We start from the raw sequence: 4,087 nt of genomic DNA on the forward strand, positions 1-4,087 counted from the left end.
CCCATCATTATGAGTGATGTGCTCTAACCAGCTGAGCTACGTAGCCATCTTTTTTCGCTAACCTTCATCGGCGTTGCGGGGCGCATTATGCGTATTGAGCTTTGTAGCGTCAACAAGTTTTTTGCCGTTTTTTGCCTTAAAACGCCTGTTTGACTGGCTTGTAACCAGGGTGGCGATTTATTCAGCAGTTTTCTATCGTCACATCGACGATGAAAACAAAAAGGGGCCTTTACAGACCCCTTATCCTACTCATTCACAAGCTTATTTGTAGGCGGACTGATGCACGCCGACAGCACGACCAGATGGGTCATCCATGTTTTTGAAAGCTTCATCCCACTCAATCGCTTTGGCCGATGAACAGGCAACAGATGGACCGCCTGGAACACACTCTGCTGCACTGGCAATCGGGAACAGCTCTTCAAAGATTTCGCGGTACAAATACGCTTCTTTCGAGTTCGGCGTGTTGTACGGGAAACGGAAGTGCGCGGTAGACAACTGCTGATCGGTGATCTGCTTCGCGGCCACTTCTTTCAGGCTATCGATCCAGCTGTAGCCTACGCCATCAGAGAACTGCTCTTTCTGACGCCATGCCACGCTCTCCGGCAGGTAAGAAGAGAAGCATTCACGCAGAATGTGTTTCTCCATTTTGCCGTTGCTGCCGCACATTTTGTCTTCCGGGTTGATGCGCATCGCCACATCAAGGAATTTCTTGTCGAGGAACGGTACGCGCGCTTCAACGCCCCATGCCGACATCGCTTTGTTGGCACGCGCACAGTCAAACATGTGCAGCGCCAGCAGTTTACGCACGTTCTCTTCGTGGAATTCCTGAGCGTTAGGTGCTTTGTGGAAATACAGGTAACCACCAAACACTTCGTCCGCACCTTCACCTGACAGCACCATTTTGATGCCCATTGCCTTGATTTTACGCGACATCAAATACATCGGCGTAGAGGCGCGAATGGTGGTGACGTCATAGGTTTCGATGTGGTAAATCACATCGCGAATCGCATCCAGACCTTCCTGCACGGTGAAGTGAATCTCGTGGTGCACGGTGCCCAGATGTTCCGCCACTGATTTGGCCGCTTTCAGATCAGGTGAGCCTTCCAGACCTACCGCAAAAGAGTGCAGCTGTGGCCACCAGGCATCACTTTTATCTTCATCTTCCACACGTTTTGCCGCAAAGCGCTTAGTCACGGCAGAAATGATAGAGGAGTCGAGGCCGCCAGACAGCAGCACGCCATAAGGCACGTCAGACATCAGGTGGCTTTTCACTGACTCTTCCAGCGCATGCTTCAGGCCCGCAGCGTCAGTGGTGTTCTCGGCAACGGCAGAGAAATCCATCCAGTCGCGCTGCCAGTAACGACGGATTTCGCCATCGCTGCTGCACAGGAAGCTTCCCGGCGGGAATTCTTTGATGGTGCGGCAAACCGGCACCAGCGCTTTCATTTCAGAGGCGACAAACAGGTTTCCGTGCTCATCGTTGCCCATGTACAGTGGGATAATCCCGATGTGGTCACGGCCAATCAGATACTGCTGCTTCACGCTGTCCCACAGAATGAAGGCGAACATACCTTGCAGATCATCGAGGAAATCGAGACCTTTTTCCTGGTACAGCGCGAGGATCACTTCGCAGTCAGAACCGGTCTGAAACGCATAACGATCGCTCAGTTCAGCACGCAAAGCCTGATGGTTGTAGATCTCACCGTTCACGGCCAGTACGTGGGTGTGGTCAGCGTTGTACAGCGGCTGTGCGCCGTTGTTGACGTCAACAATCGACAGGCGCTCATGCACCAGAATGGCTTTGTCATCGGCATACACGCCAGACCAATCCGGTCCACGGTGACGCATCAGACGGGAACACTCCAGCGCTTTCTTGCGCAGTTCAACAGGATCGGATTTCAGATCCAGCACACCAAAAATCGAACACATAACTGACTCCTGATCTCACCTTGCGGCGATGTTATTTCTACGTTTGTCCGGCAGCCTTGACTGCGTGATGTATAAGAAAATGCGCTATCAGGTGGTGTTAACGCAAGTTAAATTGCGATCTTTTGATAAAAAGATTGTTGTGATGGCTTAAAAATTGAATTTCATCTAATTAAATGTCAATTAAATTAGATGGCGTCTAATGAATTGGCGTTTTGGATGATTTCCTGCGCAATTAATGGTGCACAGAATCATAATAAAGGGATGTAAAAACAAACGCCCTGCTCACACGACGTACGGGCATGGCGATAAGTAAACGCGATAAGAGAAGGTTTAGAACAGGTCGATATCGGCCACTGAAGGGTAAATCCAGTCAGGGCGGAAAGGCATCGCATCAATGTCACTCAGCGTCGAAACCCCGGAGAGCACCAGAATGGTTTCCAGGCCCGCCTGGAATCCGGCCAGAATATCGGTGCGCAGGTTATCGCCGACAATCACCGTCTCTTCCGAGTGGGCATGCATCTTATTTAGCGCAGCACGCATGATATACGGGCTCGGCTTACCGACGTAAAACGGTTTGCGACCGGAGATGGTTTCGATACCGGCGCAGAGTGCACCGCAGGCTGGCACAAAACCGCGTGCGTGGGTATCCGGGTTGGTGGCGATAAAGCGTGCGCCATTAGCGACAAAGAAAGCCGCTTTATGCATCATTTCCCAGTTAAAGGAGCGCGTCTCCCCAACAATCACAAAATCGGGATTCACATCGGTGATGGTAAATCCGGCTTTATACAGTTCGTGAATCAGCGCGCCTTCGCCAATCACGTAGGCTTTTTTGCCTTCCTGACGACGCAGGAAATCGGCTGTCGCCATCGCCGAGGTATAGAACACTGAATCCGGTACCTCGACACCCGCATTGGCAAAACGGTTTGCCAGATCCTGAGCGGTTTGCGACGGATAGTTGGTCAGCACCACCAGCGGCATCTCTTTTTCAAGGATGCGCTGCAGAAACTCATTCGCGCCTTTCACGGCGGTATTGTCGTGCATCAACACGCCGTCGATGTCACAGATTACGCTTTTGATGGTCATATTGGCTTCCGGTCGGGCCCGCCAGACGGCAGGCTTCAATTATTCTTCCAGCAGATGCTGCAGCAAAATACCATTCAGCATCGCACGTTTCGCCAGGGCAAAGGCGCCAATAGCGGAACGGTGATCCAGTTCGGAACGCACCACCGGCAGGTTTTTGCGGAAGGCATTCAGCGCCTGGGTATTAATGCAGCCTTCAATTGCCGGGAACAGCACTTTGTCTGCGTCGGTGATTTCCCCCGCCAATACCACCTTTTGTGGATTGAACAGGTTAATGGCAATCGCAATCGCTTTCCCGAGGTAGCGTCCCACGTATTCGATCACTTCGCAGGCCAGCGCGTCTCCCTGATTAGCGGCACGACAGATTTGTGGCATCAGACAGTTATCCAGCGTCAACGTGCTCGGATAGCCCTGATTGAGCAGATGGCGCACGCGATTCTCAATCGCGCCGTTGGCGGCAATCGTTTCCAGACAGCCAAAGTTGCCGCAGTGGCAGCGCTCACCCAATGGATCGACCTGGATGTGGCCAATTTCGCCCACGTTGCCGTTGCTGCCAAGGAAAATATGGCCGTTAGCGATGATGCCCGCGCCGGTACCGCGATGTAAACGCACCAGAATGGAGTCTGCACAGTCACGACTTGCACCGAAATAGTGCTCCGCCAGCGCCAGACTACGGATATCGTGACCGACAAAGCTGGTGACGTTAAAGCGTTTCTGCAAGCTGGATACCAGCGGCCAGTGGCTGACAGCGATGTGCGGCATATAGCGAATAATGCCGTTAATCGGGTCCACCAGGCCTGGCAGAATCACCGCGATCGCGATTAATTCATGAATCTTGCGTTGATGCGCCGCCATAAATGCCGTGATGGCATTGAACAGCGCATTCTCCAGCGTTTCCTGGGTGCGCTCAGGCAGGGGATAATCTTCCTGCGCCAGCGATTTTCCGCTCAGATCGAATAATGTCAGCGTGGCATCATTGCGTCCTAAGCGAACGCCGATGGTATGAAAATGGCGAGTTTCGGTAATGATGGAAATTGCGCGGCGACCACCGGTAGAGGCTTGTTGCTCTACCTCTTTG

Annotated in this window: 3 protein-coding genes; all 3 read right to left on the reverse strand. The window is 52.5% G+C overall.

Going from position 1 to position 4,087, the window contains the following annotated elements; translation table 11 throughout:
• Positions 1-261 precede the first annotated feature (261 nt).
• A complete protein-coding gene (asnB, locus tag RT340_RS22165; RefSeq protein WP_034829093.1) occupies positions 262-1,929 on the reverse strand; it encodes an asparagine synthase B in 1,668 nt (555 codons plus the stop codon).
• Between the two features lie 330 nt (positions 1,930-2,259).
• Entirely contained in the window at positions 2,260-3,012 is a 753-nt protein-coding gene (locus tag RT340_RS22170; RefSeq protein WP_034829095.1) for an HAD-IIA family hydrolase, read from the reverse strand.
• Between the two features lie 39 nt (positions 3,013-3,051).
• Positions 3,052-4,087: fructokinase (locus RT340_RS22175; protein ID WP_313377826.1), on the reverse strand; the 1,036-nt coding region annotated here is incomplete at its 5' end.

Origin of the sequence: Pantoea sp. CTOTU50773, assembly GCF_032082325.1 — a bacterium.
Taxonomy (GTDB): Bacteria; Pseudomonadota; Gammaproteobacteria; order Enterobacterales; family Enterobacteriaceae; genus Pantoea; species Pantoea communis.

What these genes read in the sequence shown, in the direction of transcription:
- asnB (WP_034829093.1), bottom strand. Translation starts at nt 1,929, where the DNA reads ATGTGTTCGATTTTTGGTGTGCTGGATCTGAAATCCGATCCTGTTGAA.
- RT340_RS22170 (WP_034829095.1), bottom strand. Translation starts at nt 3,012, where the DNA reads ATGACCATCAAAAGCGTAATCTGTGACATCGACGGCGTGTTGATGCAC.